The organism is Aeromonas sp. 96A, assembly GCF_051919165.1.
Taxonomy (GTDB): domain Bacteria; phylum Pseudomonadota; class Gammaproteobacteria; order Enterobacterales; family Aeromonadaceae; genus Aeromonas; species Aeromonas veronii.
Map to the genome: position 1 here is coordinate 4,237,301 of NZ_JBQBFE010000001.1, position 22,449 is coordinate 4,259,749.

Annotated in this window: 12 protein-coding genes; 9 read left to right on the top strand and 3 right to left on the bottom strand. The window is 54.0% G+C overall.

Going from position 1 to position 22,449, the window contains the following annotated elements:
• Positions 1-354 precede the first annotated feature (354 nt).
• From ACTG2W_RS19755 to ACTG2W_RS19765, 3 genes are all read right to left on the bottom strand, one after another.
• On the bottom strand, positions 355-1,566 hold the full coding sequence (locus ACTG2W_RS19755) for an EAL domain-containing response regulator (protein ID WP_005353540.1): 1,212 nt from the start codon (positions 1,564-1,566) through the stop codon (positions 355-357).
• The gene (locus ACTG2W_RS19760) at positions 1,559-5,803 is read right to left on the bottom strand and encodes an ATP-binding protein (protein WP_106842675.1); all 4,245 of its coding nucleotides are present in this window, start codon (positions 5,801-5,803) and stop codon (positions 1,559-1,561) included. Before ACTG2W_RS19760 ends, ACTG2W_RS19755 begins: the two co-directional genes overlap by 8 nt.
• A 616-nt stretch (positions 5,804-6,419) precedes the next feature.
• Positions 6,420-6,809 carry a DUF4113 domain-containing protein gene (locus ACTG2W_RS19765; protein ID WP_440016547.1) on the bottom strand — a complete coding sequence of 130 codons (390 nt, stop codon included), beginning with the start codon at positions 6,807-6,809 and terminating at the stop codon, positions 6,420-6,422.
• 847 nt (positions 6,810-7,656) lie between these two features.
• Between ACTG2W_RS19765 and ACTG2W_RS19770 the strand changes: the two genes are divergently transcribed.
• The 9 genes from ACTG2W_RS19770 to brxL are packed head-to-tail and all read left to right on the top strand — an operon-like array spanning position 7,657 to position 22,385.
• Positions 7,657-7,860 (top strand): helix-turn-helix domain-containing protein, encoded by a 204-nt coding sequence (locus ACTG2W_RS19770; protein ID WP_440016482.1) that lies wholly within the window; start codon positions 7,657-7,659, stop codon positions 7,858-7,860.
• A gap of 27 nt (positions 7,861-7,887) precedes the next feature.
• Positions 7,888-8,481 carry a DUF1819 family protein gene (locus tag ACTG2W_RS19775; protein ID WP_440016483.1) on the top strand — a complete coding sequence of 198 codons (594 nt, stop codon included), beginning with the start codon at positions 7,888-7,890 and terminating at the stop codon, positions 8,479-8,481.
• A gap of 23 nt (positions 8,482-8,504) precedes the next feature.
• Complete coding sequence (locus ACTG2W_RS19780) at positions 8,505-9,089, top strand: DUF1788 domain-containing protein (protein WP_440016484.1); 585 nt, start codon at positions 8,505-8,507, stop codon at positions 9,087-9,089.
• A 29-nt stretch (positions 9,090-9,118) separates the two neighbouring features.
• The gene (brxC, locus tag ACTG2W_RS19785) at positions 9,119-12,667 is read left to right on the top strand and encodes a BREX system P-loop protein BrxC (RefSeq protein ID WP_440016485.1); all 3,549 of its coding nucleotides are present in this window, start codon (positions 9,119-9,121) and stop codon (positions 12,665-12,667) included.
• Positions 12,664-13,725 carry an AAA family ATPase gene (locus ACTG2W_RS19790; protein ID WP_440016486.1) on the top strand — a complete coding sequence of 354 codons (1,062 nt, stop codon included), beginning with the start codon at positions 12,664-12,666 and terminating at the stop codon, positions 13,723-13,725. Before brxC ends, ACTG2W_RS19790 begins: the two co-directional genes overlap by 4 nt.
• Positions 13,722-14,264, top strand: coding sequence for a hypothetical protein (locus ACTG2W_RS19795; protein WP_257706957.1), 543 nt, complete (start codon positions 13,722-13,724; stop codon positions 14,262-14,264). The genes ACTG2W_RS19790 and ACTG2W_RS19795 overlap by 4 nt, the downstream gene beginning before the upstream one ends.
• Before the next feature lie 4 nt (positions 14,265-14,268).
• Positions 14,269-17,775: a BREX-1 system adenine-specific DNA-methyltransferase PglX gene (gene pglX, locus ACTG2W_RS19800; RefSeq protein ID WP_440016487.1), complete on the top strand. Its 3,507-nt coding sequence runs from the start codon at positions 14,269-14,271 to the stop codon at positions 17,773-17,775.
• Between the two features lie 12 nt (positions 17,776-17,787).
• The gene (pglZ, locus tag ACTG2W_RS19805; protein WP_440016488.1) at positions 17,788-20,301 is read left to right on the top strand and encodes a BREX-1 system phosphatase PglZ type A; all 2,514 of its coding nucleotides are present in this window, start codon (positions 17,788-17,790) and stop codon (positions 20,299-20,301) included.
• Between the two features lie 14 nt (positions 20,302-20,315).
• On the top strand, positions 20,316-22,385 hold the full coding sequence (gene brxL / locus ACTG2W_RS19810) for a BREX system Lon protease-like protein BrxL (RefSeq protein WP_440016489.1): 2,070 nt from the start codon (positions 20,316-20,318) through the stop codon (positions 22,383-22,385).
• Positions 22,386-22,449 lie beyond the last annotated feature (64 nt).

The window sequence follows — 22,449 nt, forward strand, 5'->3', positions numbered from 1 at the left end:
CTACCTCATCGGCACGGCGCATCGTTGAGAACTATTCCTGTTACAGCAGGTGATTCATTGTCTTATTGTCAGTTTATGCGTCTGGTAGAAGAGAGGCTAGCTCTCGCTAGCGGTAGGCGTGATCCGCCAGTAGCACCATTTTTTATGCAACTTATTTTGCATAAATGGTGACGCAAGGCATGCGGTGCATGCAGAGCAAAGGGGGGGGCACTCGGCTGGATAGACAGTTGCTGGAGAGGGGGCGGGCATGCGTGAGTGGCGAGTCCTAGATAAAGAAAATGGCCACCTTTTCCAAGGTGGCCATTCACGTTGCCGATCGGCGCGCTGTTGGCCCAAAGGGTTGGTTGCGGAAGATCAGCCGGATATCAGGGTGGGCAGCCGGGCTTGCCAGATCTGGTGCCAGTGCTGCAGTTCGCTGCGTGGCATCGGGCGGGCGGTAAAGAAGCCCTGGCAGATATCGCACCCCAGCTTGGCCAGCAGTTGCCAGGTCTGTACATCTTCCACCCCTTCGGCGACTGATTTCAGCCCCAGCTTGCGTGCCAGCTCGATGCTCGATTCGATGATGGCCAGACGGGAGGGGTCGGCATAGCAGCGATCGACAAAAGATCGATCAAGTTTGAGCTCGGTAAACGGCAGCAGCGCCAGCTGCTGCATCGAGGAGTAGCCGGTACCGAAGTCATCGATGGAGAGGCCAAAGCCGTGCATCCGCAGCCGGGTCAGCACCTCCAGCGCCTTGCCGATATCCTCGACAAACGAGCTTTCGGTCACCTCCAGGGTGATCAGCTCGGGATTGACGCCCCAGCGCTGGCACTGGTTGATCAGGAAGTGGCAGAGGTCTCCCTCAATCAGCGAGGTGGTGGAGAGGTTCATCGACAGATTGAGGGAGAGGCCGGTCTGGCCCCACAGATGGCAATCCTGCAGCGACTTGTTGATGATGACATCGGTCAGCTGGTCGATAAGGCCGTTGTTTTCCGCCAGCGGGATAAACATGCCGGGGGAGATCAGCCCGTATTCCGGATGCTGCCAGCGGGCCAGCGCCTCCATCCCCACCCACTGGCCGGACGCAAAGCCGACCTTGGGTTGATACCAGGGCAGCAACTGGTCGTTGTCGAGGGCGCGTTTGAGCTCGTCCACCGACAGGACGAGGCCATCGTCCTTGCCCGAGGGGGCCGACTTGGGGGCCCAGGAGTCGATCAGCTGGCGCAGTCGCTGCGGGCTGGAGGGTTTCTCGATGCGACCCAGCACATGGAGACCATAGGCCGCGCTCATCCGCAGCACGGCCTCCACCACGTCATCTTCCAGCGCGCTGGAGAGGATGATGCCGCCCCGAAAGCCACCCAGCGAGAGGCGGCGCAGCAGCGCCATGCCATCCATGCCGGGCATTCGCAGATCGCAGAACAGGATGTCGACAGTGTGGCTCTGGCACAGCGCCAGGGCTTCGATGCCGTCTGCGGCCTCCAGCAGTTGCTGATAACCGAGCGCCCGGATCTGGTGCATCAGGGTCTTGCGTTGAAACCCGTGATCCTCGACCACCATAATGACCAACTCGTCTGCCGTTCTACTCATCGAGCCACAATCCCATTTCACGTTCAATATTGTTCATCTGTTCTTCCACTCTCTGTGTCAGCAGCGCGAGCTCGCTCAACTGTTTGAGGCGGGCCGCCGATTCCAGTTGCGCCGCCTGCTCGGCCAGGGAGAGCTCCCCGACCATTCTGGCTGCCCCTTTGATGCGGTGGGCGATCTCCACCAGCTCCTGGCTATCATCGGAGGAGCGCGCGCTCATCATAGCGTGGCAATCTTTCCGGTTGGAGGCCAGATACTCCCTTGCCATGCTTTTGGCAATCCCTTCATCGCCAAACAGATCTTGCCAGCGACCGATCATGTCGAGATTGATGGCCTGTCGTGCGGGCACTCTCTCTGTGATCGTAGTCGCGGGCAACCACCGCAGCAGCATCTGGCGCAGTGACTCCAGCGAATAGGGTTTGCACAGCATGCCGTTCATGCCGGCTGCCGTCATATTGGCTGCCGCCTCCTCCGAGGTATCGGCGGTGACGCCGATGATGGGGGCCTGCTCCTCTTGTTCCCGCAGGCGGCGGGTCAGGGTGTAGCCATCCATGTGCGGCATGTGGCAGTCGGTGATCAGCAGGGCGAAATTCCGGGTTTGCCAGGCGCGCAACGCCTTCTCGCCATCTTCCACTACCTCGCACTCCACTCCCAGAATCGCCAGTTGACGGGTCAGCAGGGCGCGATTAACCAGATGATCATCGGCGACCAGCACCCGCCCGCCCAGTTTTTCGATGCTGGCGGCATGGGTGGGTACGGCTCGCTCGGTGATCAGTTCGCGGCAGCTTTCGAGCAACAGATCCGGATAGAGGGGGCATTGGCCGAGGCGCCACCAATTCTCCGAGCCCATGCGCCCCCGCAACGCTTCGCGGGGGGAGAGGATGACCCCCTTGAGAGTGCCGGATTGCAGCAAGGTGTGCCAATCGCTCCCCATACTGGACTCCAGCGCGGCCTCTTCCGCCAACAGCAGGCCGTCGAGATCGGCGGTGAGCTGGTGGATCTCGAGGGGGCTCAATCGGGCGCCTAGCCGTGCCATGGTGACCTGCAAGGTGGCATCGCTACCCAGCCACCACCATTCGCTGCCCGCCAGTGCGGGTGGTTCCCACAGGACATTGAGCAGCGGGATGCTGAAGCGGAAACAGGCCCCTTCACCGAGCTGGCTCTTGACCGTCAGGGTGCCGCCCATCTTCTTCACCAGCTGATCACAGATGGCCAGGCCCAGACCGGTGCCACCAAAGCGGCGATTGATATCGGATTCCACCTGCTCGAACGGGGTAAAGAGCAGCGCTTGCTTCTCTTCGGCGATGCCGATGCCGGTATCCGTCACCGCGATAACCAGCTGCTGGTCGTGATAGCTGGCCTGGATCGAAATGACGCCCTGCTCGGTGAACTTCACCGCGTTGTTGAGCAGATTGGAAATCACCTGGCCCACTCTGACCGGATCGATATCGGCCAGGTCGGGGAGTTGATCCTCCCACTGGAGCGTGACCTTCAGCCCCTTGCTGTAGGCCAGTGCGGCATGGCCGCGGATCACATCGCACACCACAGGTTGCAGACGGCAGGATTGGCGATTGAGGTGCAGCTGACCCGCCTCGATTTTGGAAAAGTCGAGGATATCGTTGACCAGATAGAGCAGGTGGTTGGCCGAGCTCTCCACATTGCGCAGCAGATAGCGCTGGTCATCATTGAGCTCACTCATGCGCAGCAGCTCCAGCATGCCGTGCATGCCCGAGATGGGGGTTCTCAGCTCATGGCTCATGGTGGCCAGAAAACGGCTGCGAGCCTGCATCGCCTGCTCGGCCGCGGCACGCGCCTCGCGCAGCTCATGCTCCTGTTGCTTGATAGCGGTGATGTCCTGCACCACGCCGTTGAGCAGGCGTTCATTGCCCTGTTGCGCCACAAAGTTGCCGCGGATCTGGATATATCGCTCCCCCTGAACAGAGGGCACCAGCACCTCCATATCGAGCGGCTCAAGGGTTCGCGCATGTTTGGCCACCTTATCGATAAAGGCTGCCAGAGCCTCGTCGTTCAAGCCGAGGATCACGCCGCCAGACTCGGCTGCCATCAACTCTTGATGGGTCATCCCGAGAATGTCGCTGGCTCCTTGGGACAGATAGAGGAATTTCCCCTTGCCGGCCCCTTGCCAGAGATATTGATAAACCAGACCCGGCATGCTGTCGGTGATGTCCCGCAGCCTGCCCTCCACTTCTCGCACCTTGTTTTCGGCGGCCTTGAGGGCACTGACATCGGTCAATACCGTCAGCACCCCCTGAATCGCGCCGTCTGCTGCGCGATAGGGCAACTTGACGTAGACCACGTGAAGGGGAATATCCCCCTCGCGCTGGGTATAACCCGATCCTTGGAAGCTCTCGCCGGTTTCCCAGACCGCACGCTCCTCGCATAGCATCTGTTGCCGCTCGTCCTCGGTCATATAACCCCAGCCATCTCCTGCGGATCCGTCACCGATAAACAGCTCGCGGTATGCCCGGTTGCAGAGGGTCAGGCGATGCTCGTGATCCCGTAATGCCACCATATTGGGCAGGGAGTCGAGCAGGGTCTGGACGAACACCAACTGCTCATTGAGTGTCTTCTCGGCCCGTTGTCGCTGCACGATCTCCCGTTTCAGGGTACGGTTCCAGGCCCAGAACAGGGCAAACAGCAGGGTGGCTGCCGCGCCGCCCATTGCGAACCAGAACAGCACTGTTTCGCTATTGATGCCGGTCTGCACGCTCATGGAGAGCCAGCGTCTCTCCACTTTATTGAGCTCCTCCGGCGGTATCGAATAGAGCACCTTGGTAAGGATCCGCTGCAGCATGGGATCTTTGCGCGTGGCCATGGCGACCGGCAGGCGCAAGTCTTTGCCGGCATAGACCACCTGATAGCGTTCGCTCACCCGCTTGTTGATGGATGGCAGGGTGACCATCACGTAGTCGGCATCGCCCGTGTCCAGCAGCTCCAGCAAGCGGTTGTCATTGTTGACCTCTACCGGATGGGCGCCGATGTGGGTCAGCAGCTCTTTATCCAGCGAGCCATGCACCATGCCGACCCGTTTCCCTCGCAGCAGTGAGAGATCGGTGATATCAGCACTGCGTTTGGGGGCAATAACGACCCGATCGACAAACAGATAGCCGGGGGTGAACAGCGCAAACTGGCCGCGATCGTGGTTGGGGGAGATGGCCGGAATAAAATCGATCTGCCGCAGCTTCAGCATATTCTGGGTTTCACCCCAGCTATTGGTGCGAACCAGAGAGAACTTCAGCCCGGAGACTTGCTGCATCAGCGCCATCAGGTCCGCCACATAACCGACCAGCCTGCCCCGGTAATTGAATTCGCTCATGGAGGTCCAGTCCGGGGAGACGCCGTAAGTGAGCTCAGGATGCTGGTTGAGCCAATCCTGCTCCTCAGGGGTAAACTGCACAGACTTCACCGCTCCTGAGTCCGCATGTTGGCTAGTTGTGGTGGCGGCCAGCATATGACGACGATCTTCAACCGGTATCTCGTTGAATGCCTTGCTCACCAGGCTGACCAGTGCCGGGTCGCTCTTGTGCATATTGATGGAGAGAGACGTGCCGCTTACCCATTCCGGAGTGGCAATGGTGAAACCAGCCTTGGGGTGCTGATCTTTCACCATCACCAGTGACGGCATGTCAGCAAGATAGGCGTCAGCCATGCGCTTTTTGAGCATAAACGCTGCTTCGCTGCGACTCTCTGCCTCGGTCACACGGGGAAATCCCAGTTTTTTCAATTCACTGCAAGCATTGACTCCCGTGACACAGATCCAGTGCAAACCATGGGCATCCTGTCGTGACAACTTCGTTTTGCCATTGTTGAGCAGCACGCCGCGCGGCATGGAGAGCAAAAACGGGAGGGAGACAATATTGGAGCGCCATTGTTCGTTTGGCTGGTCGTTCACCAGCATGTCGATTGCGCCGTGGTCAAGCCCGGTCAGCGCATCAAGGTAGGAGGGGTAAACCTTGTAGCGCAGGGTCAACCCGAGCGTTCTGGCAATCTGCTGCGCAATATCGGGGACTGGGCCGGTAAAGCGTTGAGCTGCATCCTTATAGCTGTATGGAGGGTCACCCATCATCGGCATGCCGATGACCAACTCCTGGTGTGATGACAGCCAGGCGCGCTCAGACAGATCAAACTCGTCTTCATTCAGACTGGTAATGGCGTGCGCCGCCACGCCCCAGAGCAGTAGCAGGAGAAATAGGAATAGACGATCACATTGGCGGAGCATCAGAAGGAATCCAACAGAATTGGGCGCATATTGTAAGTGCATTAAAATGCAGCGGCCAACATCAATTTACTCAATATTGGGCCACGACATGCTGATGTGCGGCTGTGAGTCCGGCTAGTATCGGGATGGCAACCTGATGATAAAGCCTGCGCGGTGATGCGCCTGATTTTTTTTGCCAAAGGCCAGTTCAAGGGGATATTGGAAAAAAAATCCAACCAGTTTGATATCGGTAAACAACATGGACATGGACAAATAAAAAGGGCCACCTCTTGCGAGGTGGCCCTTTCCAAACGTTTGGTGGCTGGGGGATGTTGAACCCAATGACTAACCAATTGATCTTAAATTAAAATCTACAATTCAGAAAATTCATGTATGCCTAACCGTATGCCTAACATCAGAACTTCTGCAATAACATAGTGTTATCTGGGCTGGAATGGTCATATGTGGTTAATTGGCCGTGGAGGAAATTTTAACTCTCACCTTTCTCAAAAGGTAACTGACTCTTGCGAAAGTTGGCGCTCTCTGTTGTATCAGCTCCTCGTTTGGAAAAAAATTCCCCGTCCAAAATTTACCTGTCCAGCGAGCTTTGAATAGACTGTTCAACCTTCGGTGGCTTTTACCTCGCTACCGGCAGGTCCTCCCAGCGGGTGGTGTAACAGGGGCTCAGGTGCTCTTGGCGCATCATCCACTCAGGCGACCCCGTGCCTTGGCTGGCAAAGCCTACGCGCCCCAATCCTTTGGCTTTGATCTGATCCATCACGGCCATCAACGCATCCGATTGAGCGGAGGACGGGGCAAACAGATCGGCCTGTTGCTGCCTCTTGGGGGTGAACTCACTCAGCATGACCCCGCCCTTCTGATAGCGGTAACCGTCGCGCCAGATCTGCGGTAGCTGCACGCTCACTTGCTGCAGCAGCAACCGGGTGTCATCGCTAGGGCAGACCAGCCGAACGCCAGCCTGCTCACTGTAGTAAGGTGCTCGTTCATCAAAGGGGCTGGTGCATATCCAGGAACTGTTTCGTTCTCGACCTGATCCTTCTCCCTGCCTGAAGCTGGGGGCAGGCTATGACCGGTCCGGTCACGTAATGGTTCATCAGCGCTAGGAGGCGGGGATTGAAACTGCGCTCTTTATCCTCGAGCACCTGATCGTCGTATGTTTTGAGGTGGCCGTAGATGTCCTGGTGTGGCACGCCTCCCCAGTAGTGAAAGGCCGTATTGTGGGCAGCAAATAGCATCTATTGGGTTTCGCGGAGGAAACACCATAGCACAACAGGGCTGGCTGCTGTGGGTAAGGCAAAAATGGGCAGCATTGACCCGTTGCACCATGCCGCCGTTCTCCACCTCTTACTCGCTCCAGTCAAACTGATAGGCCTCACCAGCCGGGGGACAAAGACCGCCACTTTGGCAGGCTGCTGGCGATGGTATTTGGGCTGTTCGGAGGGTGGTTCGCGAAGGTACTTGCGAACAGTATTGCGAGAGGGGCCTGTTGCCTTGGCGATGGAGCTGATGGACTGGCCGTCCACCTGATGCAGACACCGGATCTTCAACACGGTTTCCATGATTAACACTCTAGGTTCTCCGATCCCAAGATCAGATACTTACACATACTCCGAGGGGCAATATTGGGTACTGAAGCTCTCGGAAACCTGGTCATTTTTGCTCACTGTTCAGCACTCATATCGACCTTATTAGCAAACAATCGGCTTAAATCGGCAAAGACCGTTTGACATAAGGTGATGGATTTATATCATCACCAAATGATTTAATCGGGATAGATCCGTCAGTTTTCACTTACTTGCCTCTGACGAGCACATGGATGAACCCCACAGTCGCCCCTATGAGGAGCTTGATAAATGGCTGAGATGGAAGACCGTTGGTTATCGATAAGTGAGATTTGCAAGTACCTCGGGGTCAGCAATGACACTGTGTACAAGTGGATTGATAAACACGAAATGCCCGCGCATCGCATGGGCCGCCTCTGGAAGTTCAAGAAGGATGAGGTGGACAAATGGGTAAAGGCCGGTGGCGCTGCAGACCATTATAAAAAGGAATCCTAACCAAGAATGAGTAACGAGAGATACAGCATGTCATTTACAACGGGCAGTCTATTTCACCGTGAATCGGTGGAACTGACCGCGCTGTATCTTGATCTTGGCGATTGGAGCTCTGTTCGAGACAAGGTCATCGCTGACAATTTACTGCAAACCAGAACACTGAATACGCTCAAACGAGTTTGCCGTGAAATCATCTCTCGACTCAGAACGTTGACCCTCGGCGAACTTGAATTCCTTGTTGAGGGCAGTCACCAAGAGCAGGCTTATCTCCTGTGGCTCGCCGTTTGCCGTCGGTACAGATTTATTGCTGATTTTGCCGTCGAAGTGCTTCGAGAGCGCTACATCACACTGAAAAGCGATCTGACCCACGAGGATTTTGATTCCTTCTTCAACCGGAAATCTGAGTGGCATTTGGAACTGGATGGGATCACCTCGGCGACACGAGGCAAATTACGGCAGGTTTTGTTCAAGATGCTTCGTGAGGCGGATCTCTTAACGGCCAACAGCATGATACACACAGCAATGCTCAGTCCAAGACTGCTGAGTCTGATCCAACAAGGCAGCCGCAGGGATATTTTGCACTTCCCTGTATTTGAATCCGATGTGAAGGGGATGAAACAGTGACAGCGGATATAGCCAGAATACCGATGCAAGACAGATTTCAGCATCTCTTTGCCGTGATCTCGGGCCAACGTTTTCTCAATAAGCAAGGGCTCGGCAACGAGGTCCCGTTCTTTATCTGTCCCTACAAGCCGGAAGAGTCTGTCGAAATGGAGCGGCTCCAACGTCAGCTGATCAATCGTCTTGAACAGGTCGGCATTCGGATTATGGAGATCAATTTGTATGATCTTTCGATAGAAATCCTCAAAGAACGTGACATCTGGGACCAGATTATCGAGATGGAGGATTCCGTCTCTAAAGAGCAGCTCAAAGAACTGTTGCAGGGCGTACTGGACCCCGAAGCGCATCTCGTTCCGGCCATGGCAGCCAAGTTGGCAAGCACCGATTTCGAGGTTCTTTTTTTATCCGGCGTTGGCGAGGTGTTCCCTTACATCCGCTCGCACAACGTGTTGAACAATTTGCAGAGCACGGCGAAAGAAAAGCCAACTGTCATGTTTTTCCCGGGGGCCTACACCCACTCCCTCGAGTCTGGCGCGTCGCTCGATCTCTTCGGAAGGCTGCATGACGACAAGTACTACCGGGCATTTAACATCTTTCACTGCGAAGCCTGATTTTAATAATGAGAGACGAGGGAAGCGTGATGACTCTTAAGACAATTTTTAACAAGCCAGTTGATCGCCCGATTGAGGGGGTCATCAAAGCTGACGATGAAGCCAGCCTTCGCCTCGAGATTGAAGAATACGTTCTGACCAACGAAGTCGAGAAGCGGCTTGAGTCCTTTCTCGATGCCTACAACAACTATGAAGGTGCCAATGGTGTTTGGGTGTCCGGTTTCTTCGGGTCAGGTAAGTCCCACCTGTTGAAGATGCTGGCGCTCTTGCTCGAAAACCGTCAGATCGACGGTGCCTCGGCTCTTGATCTGTTTCTGCCCAAGTGTGGCTCCAACGAAATTCTTCGCGGTGATCTTAAGCGAGCTGTTGCCATTCCATCGAAAAGCATTCTGTTCAACATCGACCAGAAAGCGGACGTCATCAGCAAGACCCAGATCGATGCGCTCCTCGCGGTCTTCGTCAAGGTCTTTGACGAGATGTGCGGTTATTACGGCAAACACGGACACATTGCCCAATTTGAGCGTGACCTCGACAGCCGTGGTCTCTATGACCAGTTCAAATCGGCCTACGGTTCCATTGCGGGCAGAACGTGGCAACGGGGACGTGAACAGGCGTTACTCGAGGCAAAAAATATTGCTAAAGCATATGCCCTGGTAAATGGTGGTGACGAGGTCTCCGCTCTGGGGATACTCGATAAATACCGTAGCCAATACCGTGTCTCCATCGAAGATTTTGCCGAACAGGTGAATGCGTATATCGAGCGACAATCGCCTGATTTCCGTCTGAACTTCTTTGTTGATGAGGTCGGCCAGTACATCGCTGACAATGTTAAGCTGATGACCAACCTCCAGACTATCGCCGAGAGCATGGCCACCAAATGCCGGGGTCGTGCATGGGTCATCGTGACCGCCCAGGAGGACATGGGAGCGGTTGTCGGCGAGATGGGCAAGCAGCAAGGCAACGACTTCTCGAAGATCCAGGCGCGGTTCGCCAACCGCATGAAACTGACCAGCGCCGACGTGGCTGAGGTTATCCAGAAGCGCCTGCTCATGAAAACCGAAGAAGGCGTTCGCCAGCTCTCGGACATTTATCACGCTCAGTCCAACAATTTTAAGACCTTGTTCGACTTTGCCGACGGCTCGCAAACTTACCGGAACTATCAGGATCGGGATCACTTCATTCACAGCTATCCATTCATTCCGTACCAGTTCGCACTTTTCCAGTCGGCCATTCAAAATCTTTCGCAGCATAATGCCTTTGAAGGTAAGCACAGCTCTGTGGGCGAGCGCTCGATGTTGGGCGTATTCCAACAGGTCGCGATCCAGATTGGCGACCATGAAATTGGCCAATTAGCAACCTTCGATCTGATGTTCGAAGGTATTCGTACCGCACTGAAATCACAGATCCAAAAAGCGGTTATTCAGGCTGAACACCATCTTGATAATCTTTTTGCAATCAAATTGCTCAAAATGTTGTTCTTGGTTAAGTACGTTAAGGAGTTCAAGCCAACCGTCCGTAACCTCTGCGTCCTGATGCTGGACAGCTTTAATCAAGATCTGCCCGCTCTTCGCAAACGGATTGAAGAGGCGCTGAGTCTTCTCGAGCAACAGACCTATGTGCAGCGCAATGGCGAGCTTTACGAATACCTGACCGACGAGGAAAAAGATGTCGAGCAGGAGATCAAGAACACCGAGGTGGAATCATCAGACGTTGCCGCTGAACTTGAGAAGATCGTGTTCGACCACGTCATCAAACATCGAAAGATCCGTTACGACGCTTCTGACAGCAAAACAGGGGGCCAGGACTACCCGTTTTCCAGAAAGCTCGATGATCGACTACATGGGCGGGAATACGAGCTAGCTATCCATGTCATCAGCTCATTCCATGAGCATGCAGAAAACGAGCAAATGCTGCGCACAAGCTCAACCTACAAATCTGACGAGCTGTTCATAGTTCTACCGACAGATGAGCGGTTGATGCGTGATATCCTCATGTACAAGCGAACGGAGAAATACATTCGACAGAATATGTCGATCACCCAACAAGAGGCGGTGAAGCGCATCCTGACCGATAAGGGCTTCCAGAACCGGGAACGGTATGCCGAATTGCAGCAGCGCCTTCAAATCCTGATGGGTAAGGCCAAGTTGTTTGTGGCTGGAGCTGACATCGAAATCGGTTCCGAAGATGCGCAAACCCGGGTGCTGCGTGGATTCCACGAACTCATCTCTCGTGCCTATCCGAACCTTCGCATGCTGCGCGGCATCACCTATACCGAGAACGATATTGCTCAATGCCTTAAAGCCTCACAGGAAGGGTTGTTCGGTAACGACGCGACCTCTCTGGCCGAGTCCGAACAGGAGCTGTTGGCGTTTATTCAGAGCAACAATCGAGGAGGGGTGCGTACCACACTGAAGAACCTGCTGGAAAAATTCGAGCGCAAACCCTATGGCTGGAACTACGCGGCCGTGCTTTGTACCCTGGCCAACCTCTGCGCTCGCGGTAAGGTTGAAGTCCGCACCGACGGCAACCTGCTGGAAGAGGATGCGCTGGAACGGGCGCTACGCAACACTCATGGTCATGGCAATGTGGTGCTGGAACCCCAAGTCGAATTTACCCAGTCTCAGGTACGAGCCCTGAAAGCGTTCTATGAAGAGTTCTTTGATGCTCCGCCAGCAGCCAGCGAAGCCAAGGCCCTCGGCAAAGAGGTGGGCACAGCTTTTCAGGACTTGATCCATCAGCTTAATCCGCTGATTGCACAGCTCGCCCAATATCCTTTCCTCAATGCGTTGATGCCAGTGATAGAGAAGCTCAAAGAGCAGGTGGGGAAACCCTACACTTGGTACCTGACTGAACTTGGCCGGCAGGAAGATGGGTTGCTGGATATGAAGGACGACACCATCGACCCCATCCGCAAATTCATGAGCGGCCCACAGAAAGCGATCTTTGACCACGCGCGTCAGTTTGTGCAAGCCCAAGAAGCTAACTTTACCTACGTGCAAGGAAATGAGGTAGCGGAGATAACCGATAAGCTGAAAGATCAGCGCTGCTTTACAGGCAACCGTATTCAGCAGGTCAAGGAACTAGTCGATTCGCTGGCGGCGAAAATAGATCAAGCAGTACAGCAAACGCGCTCACATGCCATCGACACTTTGCACACTATGCAGACCCGTATGCAGAGCATGGAGGAATATCAGAAACTCCCACAAGCGCGACAAGCCGAGTTGGACCAGCCGTATGGGGATCTGATCACCGATATCAAACAACAGCGCCTGATTGCCGTTATCAACGACCGGTTAAGATACTTTGAAGAGCAGGGTTACCAAAAGCTCCTCTCTCGCATGGTCGATCTTGCCACCCCGCGACCAGCGCCCACCCCAGCAGAGCCATCAGACGACCAGGATGACGATACTCCGCCGCCTCTACAGAAACCTAAGGTCGAATACGTCAATGTCCGCCAGGTGCGGGCAAGTTACGACAAAGCCTGGCTGGCAGATGAGGCCGACGTAATGCACTACCTGGAGTCCATGCGCAAGGCTCTGTTGGATGAAATCCGTAAAGGAAAAAGGGTTCAGATATGATCACCAACCTGACGCTGAAGAACTTCACCGTCTTCAACGACCTGTCTATCGACTTTTCCGCCAAGATCAATGTCATTATTGGTGAGAATGGGACTGGCAAAACTCACTTGCTTAAAGCGGCCTATGGGCTTTGCGCCGGTGCGCCCCTGTTTAAGAACAAATCCGATACCGACGACGATGAGCTCGAAATGGTGTTGACCGCTAAGTTGCTGCGTCTTCACATGCCGCTGGACGACAAGCTTGGCAAGATGCATCGCCAGGGCGCGACCGACCAGGCCTATTTGGCGGCGACGTTTGCTGGGGGGCAGAAAATTGCCGCGACTTTCTTTAACAACTCCAGAGCGCTGGCCATTCAGGATCGTACCAATTACGAGCAGTATCAGGCTGAGGCGGTATTCATCCCGACCAAAGAAGTCCTCTCATTTATGAAGGGGTTCAACAGCCTGTATGAAAAATATGGACTGTCCTTTGATCAGTCATATCAAGATGTTTGCCTATTGCTCGATCTGCCGGAGATCCGCACCGAAAATCTGCACGAAAAGTCGAAATGGGCGATGGAGCAGATTGAACAAGTCTGTGGCGGGAAATTTATTTTCTATGGCGGCGGCAAGGTTATCTTCCGTACAGCACATGCTGAGTATTCCTCGAATGCCATGGCAGAAGGATTTCGCAAGGCGGGCATGCTCGCACGCCTTCTAGAAACGGGCGCTATTCAACCCGGCACCAGTGGGCCTTTGTTTTGGGATGAACCTGAAACTAACTTGAACCCCAAGCTGATGAGGCTGTTGGTGGAGATCCTGTTGGAGCTGGCGCGCAATGGCCAACAAATCATTCTGGCAACCCACGACTATGCGCTGCTCAAGTGGTTTGATCTGCTGATGGATCAAGGTAAAGAAGACCACGTGCGCTTCCATGTGCTCTTTCGTGATGAGAAAGGTCATATCCAAGTAGATAGCGTCGACGATTACCGTGCAATCACCCCTAATGCTATTGCCGACACATTTAACGAAATCACCAAAGCGCAGGTAAATAAGAAAATGGGTAGCTTGGGCAAATGAGCGCAGGAAGGAACACGAAACTCAGAGAACGCGACATCGAAATCGACTTCACCGATGCGATTGACACACTCGTATTCGATCAAATGAGGTCCGATCAGCCCAACTATCACGGTATTGGCGAAATGCATCGCGTGGATTTTATCGTCGAGCTTGACGAGGCCATTCTGTTTGTTGAAGTGAAAGACCCGGGTAATCCCAAAGCCCAGGAAAAGGGACTTCAAAAGTTCAGGGATGAACTCAACAACGGAACGCTAAGCTCGACATTTGCTTCAAAATTTATCGATAGTTTTTTCTATCGCTGGGCCGAAGACAGGCTTTCAAAAGAAGTTCATTACCTCAGCTTGGTCACCCTTGAAAGCGAAGTTTTGCCAAATTTTTCAGATGAAATCGCCAAGAAATTATCGCCAGTGGGCAAAGGTTCGCCTCGTTGGCAAAGACACCCAGTTCAGAATTGCCAAGTTTTTAATATCCAGACATGGAATGAAAATTTCCCCAAATGGCCGGTCACCCGCTTAGCAGCTGCAACCGGAGGAGCCTAAAGAGATGGAAACACAAAAATTAAAACGATTCGCGCAATATGCTAGGCGAGCTCTGATGGAACAGGTTTTCGCCAAGTTCACGCTAGTGCTGGATGCAGAAAGCGCAGCACGCCGTGAACATGCGGCTGCAGTGGGAAAGCTCGAAGAAGCGATCAAAGACCAAGGCAAAGACCAGGTTATCGACCGGGTGGCTTACATCTGGTTTAACCGCTTCTGCGCCCTGCGCTTCATGGATGTGAACCGCTACAACCGGGTCAGTATTGTCTCTCCAGCCGACCCCGGTCAGTTCCAGCCTGAGATCCTGACCGAGGCCAAGATGGGTCATATCGACGACGAGATGGTGCCGGAAAAGACACGTCAGCAGATCTTCGCCCTGCTCGATGGCCGTGCGCCTAGCCGCGACCCGCAGGGGGAGGCCTACCGCCTACTTGTGGTGGCGGCCTGCAACTACTGGAACAAGGCCATGCCGTTCCTGTTCCAGCGCATCGACGACTACACCGAGCTGCTGATGCCCGACGACCTGCTCTCGGGCAACTCCATCCTCGCCTATACCCGCGAGGCGATGACGCCGGATGCCTGCGAGGATGTCGAAGTGATCGGCTGGCTCTACCAGTTCTACATCTCCGAGAAGAAGGACGAGGTGTTCGATGGCCTGAAGAAGAACAAGAAGATCACACCCGAGAACATTCCGGCCGCCACCCAGCTCTTCACCCCGCATTGGATCGTACGCTACCTGGTGGAAAACTCCCTCGGCCGCCTGTGGCTGCTCAATCGTCCCGGTTCAAAGCTGGTCGAGCAGATGGATTACTACATCAAACCCGAACAGGCCGAGACGGACTTCCTGCGTATCAACAAACCGGAAGAAATCAAGATCTGCGACCCGGCCTGCGGCTCCGGCCACATGCTCACCTATGCCTTTGACTTGCTCTATGCCATCTACGAGGAGGAAGGCGTTGATCCCGCCGAGATTCCGGAGAAGATCCTGACCCACAATCTCTACGGTATCGAGATCGACGAACGCGCCGGGGAGTTGGCCGCCTTTGCCCTGACCATGAAGGCCCGCGCCAAGCAACGCCGGTTCTTCAACAAGGGGGTCAAGCCGAACATCTGCGTGCTGAAAAATGTTCACTTTGACGAGGTTGAGCTGAATGACTACATGGATTTCATCGGGCGCGACCTGTTCACTGAGCCACTACTGACAACCCTGCGCCAGTTCGAAGAGGCCGATAACTTTGGTTCTCTGATCCGCCCGGATCTTACCGATGCCAACGAGATATATAGGATATTGGAAGCCAGGGATGTTACTGGCCAACTGTTTCTTAAAGCAACGCACGACAAGGTACTTCTGGCACTGCTGCAAGCCGAATACCTGAGCCCGAAATACCATGCGGTTATTGCTAATCCGCCATACATGGGTAAGAAAAACATGAATGGTAGGCTGCAAGTACTAATGGGAGAGCAATACCCTAATAGTTGTTCTGATTTCTTTGCAACGTTCATTGAACGATCACTATATCTTAAAAACACCAATGGATTCACAGCCATGGTGACCATGGACAGTTGGATGTTCGGTGATGACTACACTGAATTCAGAGAGCAGGTATTGTCTCGTTATGACATTAGTACTTTGGCTCATTTAGGCCCGCATGCTTTTGAGGAAATAAAAGGTGAAGTCGTGCAGGTTGCCGCGTTTGTCTTCGGGAATCATAAGAAAAACAAATGTCTAGGTACATATTTTGATTTAACTTTGTTCCAAACACCCGAAAGAAAACGAGAGGCGCTCGAATCAAAAAGCAATAAATATGTTGTTTCATCTACGCTGTTTGCTGAGCTTCCTCGTAATGTCTTTGCATACTTTATTTCTCCTCACACAAGAGAGGCATTTAACAATGGAATTCCGTTAAAAGAAATAGCGGAAGCATTCACTGGACTACAAACCGGCGACAATGACCGATTTATCCGCAGATGGTCTGAAGTTTCTCAGCAAGATATCTGTTTTGAAAGGGATGAGCGTAATGGAGAGAAATATCAGAACAACAAGTGGTTTCCATACGTCAAGGGTAGTGAATATCGGAAGTGGTATGGAAATCACGAATTTATTCTAAATTGGCAGTTTGACGGATCAGAGATTAGAGCCCATAAGAGCTCTACTGTACGTAATCAGAAATATTATTTCCGTAGTGGACTGGCATACAACAACATTTCAAACAAGCTTTCAACTCGGCTGGTCGGTACGGGCCATATATTCGATCAGAAAAACTCAATGTTTTTCTCAGAACATGAGCAAGACGCTAAATTTGCAATGTCCTTTCTGCATTCTAAGGTTGTTGCCCCTTTACTGAGGGTTGTTGCCCCGAAAGACTTTGGTCCGGGCAGCATGAAATTACTACCGATAATTCCAACCTATAAAGAGTTGTATTCGGCCAATGAGTTGGCTGATTCGGCTGTCGAGCTGGCAAAACAGGACTGGAATTCAAGTGAGTCATCTTGGGACTTCACTAATCTGCCGATACTGAATCCTGAATACCGCCAGCCGATATTGAACGCCACCTATCAGAAGCTCCGTACTCACTGGCGGGAGATGACGTTGGAGACTCAGCAGCTTGAAGGAGAGAACAACCGCATCTTCATCGAGGCCTACGGCCTGCAAGATGACCTGAAGCCCGAGGTGCCGCTCAATGAAATCACCCTGACATGCAACCCGCACTACCGCTACGGCAACGACAAGAGCGAGGACGAGCTGGAGGCGCTGCTGCTGGCCGACACCATGCGGGAGCTGGTCTCCTATGCGGTGGGCTGCATGTTCGGCCGTTACGCGCTAGACAAGCCGGGACTGATCCTGGCCAATCAGGGCGAGACCATCGAGGACTATCTGAGGCAGATTCCGGAGCCCAGCTTCCCGGCGGACGACGACAACGTCATTCCCATGCTCGACGGAGACTGGTTCACCGACGATATCGCCGAGCGCTTCCGCAAGTTCCTGCGCGTGGCCTTTGGCGATGAGCACTACGAGGATAACCTCCGCTTCGTTGAGCAGGCGCTGAACATCAAGGGCAAGCGCAATTACACCATCCGCGATTACTTCCTGGGCGAGTTCTACACCGACCATGTGAAGCGCTACAAGAAGCGCCCCATTTACTGGCTGTTCTCCAGCCCCAAGGGGAGCTTCAACGCGCTGATCTACATGCACCGCTACCGCCCTGATACCGTCAGCGTGGTGCTCAACGACTACCTGCGCGAGTTCAGCACCAAGCTCACCTCGCACAAAAACCATCTGGAGGCGGTCAGTATCAGCGCCAGCAGCAGCCAGGGCGAGAAGACCAAGGCCCTGAAGGAGATCGAAAAGATCACCAAGATGATCGCCGAGATGGAGGAGTACGAGCGCGAGGTGCTGTACCCGTTGGCCACCGAGCAGGTGGAGATCGACCTAGACGAAGGCGTCAAGGTCAACTACCCCAAACTCGGCGCGGCCTTGAAGAAGATCGTCGGCCTGGATGCGAAGGAAGATTAAGGAACACCATTAATGAAAAACCGCATTGCCCAGGCCTTGACCAAACTCTTCGATCGGCACCGGATCGTCTTTTGGTACGACGCCAAGCAGGAGTTGCGTGGTGACTTCGAGGCGCTGCAGCTACCGGGCGTCGAGAAGCTTACGCTTGCTAACAACGAATACGGCATCAAGTACAGGTTGCTTCGTGAGCAACCGGAACAGAAATTCCTGCTCTACCGTGAAGGCCCTCAGCCTGCCGATCTGGATAACTGGCTACTGGATGTGCAGCTGGCCCACGGCGAGTTCCGCACCGATCAGGTAGCCATCTGGCTGTCCGAATTGGAACTCGGCCTTGAGTTCACAGACGTGGTGCAGGCCCATGCGGAGTTTTTCCTGGCGGCCAAGCGTAAGGATGCCCTCAAAAAGTTGCTTAAGCCTGACGACACTGCCGGACAGATCCGCCTGAAAATGCTGGCAGTATGCACCGGTAGCGAGCCGCGTATGGACGCGGTGGTAGAAAACCTGCTGCAGGAGCTGGCAGATGGCCGGGATGAAAAGATCAATCTGGTCGGCCGCTGTAGCCTGGATGGTTTCCTCTGGGAACAGATGACCCGCTGCTATGGCTACAAGTCGGACGAGCCGGGTATCCGCGATTTTGCCATTGAGTTGTTCAAGTCCTGCTACACGATGACCGTGGGTGGAGGAAGCACCGACGGCCAGGTGAAATTAACCGGCGACGCCTTGGTATTCCTCAAGCGCTGGAAGGATAGCCGCCAGTTCGAAGAGGGCTTTGAGAGCCTCTCTGGGGAATGCGCCGAGGTACTTGGAATTGAGCAGGATCTGGCCAAGCGGGATTTTCGCGAGTTGATCGAGTTGGATTATTTCCGCCTGATCGACCAGAAGATCATCAGCGATCTGGTGCGAGCGGTGGCAGCCCGCACTGCCTCCAGTGGTGATGTGGCGATCTGGGTTCGCCAGCGGCGGCAAGGCCACTGGTATCGCGAATACCGGCATATGTACGAGGCGGTCGATTACGCCGCTCAGTTCACCCACGCTCTGGGCGAAGCCAAGCTCGATATGGACAGCCTGGCCGATGGCTTGCAGCGTTATAGCCGCTTCTGGTATCAGCTCGACCAGCTCTACCGCAAATTCACTTATCATGTACGCATGTCGGGACAGACGTCGCTGATGGGCAGCCTGACCGAGCAGATCGAAAACCTCTACTCCAACAACTACCTGCTGAAACTGGGCGACAGCTTCCAGACCTTTGTGGATTCGGCATCGAAGTGGGAGGCCTTTCCTGTTCGCAAACAGAAGACGTTTTTCGAGCACTGGGTCCGGCCATTCCTGCGCAAGGACAACAAGGTCTGCGTGATCATCTCCGATGCCATGCGTTATGAGATCGGCGATGAACTGCTGAGCCTCATCCGCCAAGAGGACCGTTACCGCGCTGAACTGGAACCGATGCTTTCGATGCTGCCAAGTTATACCCAGCTTGGCATGGCAGCGCTTTTGCCCAACCAGGCATTGGCGATTGCCGATAACGAAACCGGCACCGTGCTGGTGGATGGGCAAAGCTCCCAGGGAACGGCCAACCGGACCAAGATTTTACGTGCAGCGTTGCATGACAGAGGTGAAGCGATAACGGCTGAAGACTTTATGCAGCTGGATCGCGATGGCAGCAGGGAGTTATTGAAAAATAATGATGTGCTCTACATCTATCACAACCGAATCGACCATACCGGCGACAAGATGCATTCCGAGGGACAAGCGTTTGAGGCAGCAGAAGAAACGCTGGGTGATATAGTCAGGCTGGTGAAGAAACTGACCGCGGCGAATGGCAACAATATTCTAGTCACCGCCGATCATGGTTTCATCTACCAGCATCGACCGCTGGATGAGAGCGATTTTGCCAGTGTCGAGGCTAAGGGTGAGGTGATTCTGTACCGTGACAGGCGTTTCGTGCTCGGCAAGGGGCTTGCTGATTCATCCAGCCTGCACAGCTTTTCGTCTGAACAGCTGGGTCTTGCCGGTGAGGTGCAGGTACAGATCCCCAAATCGATCAACCGTCTGCGCCTGAAGGGCTCCGGCAGCCGCTTTGTGCATGGTGGCGCGTCGTTGCAGGAGGTTGTGATCCCGGTGATCAAGATCAACAAAAAGCGCCAGAGTGATATTACCGCCGTCGAGGTGGACATTCTGCGCGGAGCCAGCTCGGTGATTACCTCTGGGCAACTTGCGGTGACCCTGTACCAGGCTGGACCGGTGACGGACAAGATACAGCCGCGCTTGCTGCGGGCGGGCATCTACACTGAGGCTGGCGAGCTGATCTCCGACAGCCACGACCTGACCTTTGATCTCCACTCGGACAATCCACGGGAGCGTGAGCTGCAAGTGCGCCTTGTGCTGACCCGTAAGGCCGATGAGGTTAATGGCCAGGAGGTCATTCTGCGGCTGGAGGAGAAACATGCTGGGACTTCACATTACAAGGAATACCGGTCGCTCCGGTACGTGATGCGGCGCTCATTTACCAGCGACTTCGACTTCTAAAGAACGGGTGACCGATGAACGGATTTGACAAAAAAATCAACACATACTTCCCGGGGCTCGTTGTCCGCAAGGATCTCGTCAAGACGGTCAAGGGTAACGCCATCGTTCCCTCTTACGTGTTGGAATACCTGCTGGGTCAGTATTGCGCTACCAGCGATGAGCCGACCATCCAAACCGGAATCCAGACCGTCAAGGAGATCTTGGCCAAGCATTATGTTCACCGGAATGAAGCCGGGTTGGTCCGCTCGAACATCAAGGAAAAGGGGCGCTATAAGGTCATCGACAGGATCAGTGTTGACCTAAACGAAAAAAAGGATGTCTACCAGGCGCAGTTCTCCAATCTCGGTATCAAAGAGGTCCTTGTTGATTCCGTGACGGTGAAAAAACATCCCAAGCTCTTGGTTGGTGGTGTGTGGTGTATTGCTGATCTGGAATATGAGTTTACCGAAGACAAAAGCGCCAGCCCTTGGATCTTGTCGACCCTCAAGCCGATCCAGCTCTCCCATTTCGATTTCGACGGTTATGTTAAAGCTAGAGCGCAATTCACGACCGACGAGTGGATCGACCTGCTGGTGCAAAGCATCGGCTTCAACCCGCAGATGTTCGGCAAGCGTAGCAAGCTAACCCAACTGGTTCGCCTGATCCCGTTTTGCGAACGCAATTACAACTTGATTGAGCTTGGCCCCAAGGGAACCGGTAAATCGCACATCTACTCGGAGTTCTCGCCGCATGGCATCTTGATCTCGGGCGGCGAGGTTACGGTTCCCAAGTTGTTCGTGAACAACTCTTCCGGGAAGATTGGCCTGGTCGGCTACTGGGATTGCGTCGCCTTCGACGAGTTTGCCGGAAAGCAAAAACGCGTGGACAAGGCCCTTGTCGACATAATGAAGAACTACATGGCCAACAAGTCCTTCTCGCGAGGGGTCGAGACCTTGGGCGCAGAGGCTTCTATGGTGTTCGTGGGCAACACCCAGCACACCGTGCCCTATATGCTTAAGCACTCGGACCTGTTTTGCGAGCTACCCGACAAGTTTTACGACTCCGCATTTCTTGACCGCATCCACTTCTACATCCCTGGCTGGGAGGTCGACATCATCCGGGGTGAGATGTTCTCCAGTGGTTACGGCTTCGTGGTGGACTATCTGGCCGAGATCCTCCGCTCGCTGCGAAATCACGATTACTCGGACCGTTACAAGGAGTACTTCTCTCTTTCCTCAGATATCTCGACGCGGGACCGCGATGGCATCAACAAGACATTTTCCGGCTTGATGAAGATCATCTTTCCGCATGGGGGGGCAACCAAGGAAGAAGTTGAGGAGCTGCTACGTTTCGCGATTGAAGGTCGCAAGCGCGTCAAAGACCAACTGATGCGTATCGACACCACCTACGGCAACGTCTGCTTTGCCTATCAAGACAGTGATGGCCATGCCAAGCCTGTCACCACGCTCGAAGAGGAGGAATACCCCGGCTACTACCACAAGACCATCGCAGAAGATGAAGCTGGGGAAATCGTAGAAACTGCGCCGCCAGACTTGCAACAAGATCCACATAAGCCCTCCTTACCGGCAGAGTCTGCCCTTAAGGAAAAACACCTCACATTTCAGGAGAACCAGAAGGGCCTCTCCTTCGATACGCTGCTCGGCCCTTATCTCAAGGGCGCGCCCGCAATCATTGTCACAGATCCGTACATCCGACTGTTCTACCAGGTGCGCAACTTTATGGAATTCCTGGAGACCGTGGTCAAGTTCAAGGCTCCGGATGAGGAGGTCTCCGTGCATCTTGTGACGACGGAAGACGAGTTTAAAGGTGAACAGCAGAAGGATAACTTCGAGAAGATGAAGGAATCCGCCAGCGCGGTTGGCGTTAACTTCACCTGGGAGTTCGATGGCACCGGCACGATCCACGCCCGCCACATCGTGACCGACCATGGCTGGAAAATCTCCCTGGATCGCGGCCTAGACATCTTCCAGCACTACGAGATGAACGATGCGTTCAGCTTCGTCAATCGTTTGCAGCAGTTCAGGCCTTGTAAGGCGTTTGAAGTGACGTTTATTAAAACCGGAGAATTTGACTATGGTCATTGAGTAGATAAACAACATTTAAAGCTTTTTTTTACAACCACCAAAAGCAATAAATTCGCGAAATTGA